Source organism: Candidatus Chloroploca mongolica (assembly GCF_004762035.2).
GTDB lineage: Bacteria > Chloroflexota > Chloroflexia > Chloroflexales > Chloroflexaceae > Chloroploca > Chloroploca mongolica.
This window is the reverse complement of the sequence record NZ_SIJK02000149.1, coordinates 1-1,804: the sequence shown is the minus strand read 5'-3', so window position 1 is coordinate 1,804 and position 1,804 is coordinate 1. Positions and strand designations below refer to the sequence as shown.

Below are 1,804 nucleotides of genomic sequence, written 5' to 3'. Positions count from 1 at the left end.
GGGCGGGAATCGCGGCGCAACCGACGGCCTGATCCAGCGCTTTTGGAGAGGATACGTATCTTGGGAATAATACCAACTGGATTGTTCCTAATGAGGACTACTATTTTTTTCGTGGAGTTACATATTCAGCGCTGACATCAGGTAAATTCAGTGCTCGCCTCTCGCCTGGTGGGTTCGTCTTCGATGTGTCTGGTTCTTCTTTGTTCCCACCAGCGGAGAATACCCTCTTGGTTCTCGCGTTACTTAACTCACCTCTTGTGGAATATACGCTCAAGCTCGTCAACCCTACCGTCAATTTCCAGGTCGGTGACCTCGCCCGTCTGCCTATCCCCACGCAGACCAGCGCTGTGCTTGATGGGCTCGTTGAGCGGGCGATTGCCCTTGCCAGGGAGGATAGCGTCGAGAGTGAGACAACCTACGACTTCGTGGCGCCGCCGGCGTGGCCCAACGGTGGGGCCGATGTTGCCGCGCGCCGCGCCGAGCTTGCTGCTATCGAGCAGGAGATTGACGAGGAGGTCTATCGGCTCTACGGCATCGCGGGCGAGGATCGGGCGGCGATTGAGGCTGAATTGTCCGTAGTTAGTAGTTCGTTGTCCGTTGAAGACGATGACGAACAACCGACGACGGACAACGAACAACTGACCACGGACAACGAACAACTGACCACGGACCAACTCGCCCGCCAGTGGATCAGTTATGCGCTTGGCGTTGCGTTGGGGCGTTTTCGGCCAAGTGGGGGGGGGCCCCCACCCCCCCGGCCCCCCTCCCCCACAAGGGGGGAGGGGGGAGATGGGGGCAAACACCCCTCCCCCCTCGTGGGGGAGGGGCAGAGGGTGGGGGGCAACCCAGTTGATCTGGTGGCGCGACAACACCTCACCCCCCCACCCCCCCGGCCCCCCTCCCCCACAAGGGGGGAGGGGGGAGATGGTGACCACCCAGCTGATCTGGTGGCACACAAACACCCCTCCCCCCGCGTGGGGGAGGGGCAGGGGGTGGGGGGCAAACTCCCCTCCCCCCGCGTGGGGGAGGGGCAGGGGGTGGGGGGCAACATCGGTCGTGGTCGCTTTACCCCCGAGGTCGCCGCGCAGTTGCGTGGGCTAGCCGATGAGGATGGCCTCGGCATGATCGAGTCCGGTCACCCCGATGACCTCGGCGCGCGGGTTGAGCGGGTGCTGGAGTTGATGGTTGGCGAGGAGGAGGCGCACCGTTTGATCGCGGTGGCGACGGGTGGCAAGCCGCTGGTCAGCTATCTCATCGGCGACTTCTACAAAGAGCATGTGCGCCAGTACCGCAAGCGCCCGGTCTACTGGTTGTTGCAGTCGCCACGCAAGACCTTCAGCATCCTCCTCTTCCACGAGCGACTCACCGGCGACAGTCTGCCGCTGATCCTCGGCAACCGCTATTTGCAGGGTCGCGTCAATGCGTTGCGTGGACGGCTTGGCGAGTTCCAGGGGCAGGTCGCGGCGGCGGCGCCTGGTCGTGCCCGCAAGGCCGTCGAGCGCGAGCGCGACGAGGTGGCCGAGCGGCTCACCGACGCCGAGGAGTTTGCCCGCCTCATCCGCGCCGTGATCGAGCGGCCCAACGAGCGCGGCGAGATTGCTGGCTGGCGTCCGGCGATCGACGACGGCGTACTGATCAATCTGGCACCGCTCTACACGCTGATGCCAGCCTGGGCCGTCGAGCCGAAGAAATGCTGGCAGGCCCTTGAACGGGGTGACTACGACTGGTCGCACACAGCGATGCGCTACTGTGATCAACGATAATTAGAATTGCCGGTGGTGATCTTGAGAATTGCCGATCCCAT

Annotated in this window: 1 protein-coding gene; it reads left to right on the top strand. The window is 63.4% G+C overall.

Features of this window, described 5'->3' with window-relative positions:
• Window positions 1–227 precede the first annotated feature (227 nt).
• A complete protein-coding gene (locus EYB53_RS25230) occupies window positions 228–1,763 on the top strand; it encodes a BREX-1 system adenine-specific DNA-methyltransferase PglX (protein ID WP_135482387.1) in 1,536 nt (511 codons plus the stop codon).
• Window positions 1,764–1,804: the final 41 nt, after the last annotated feature.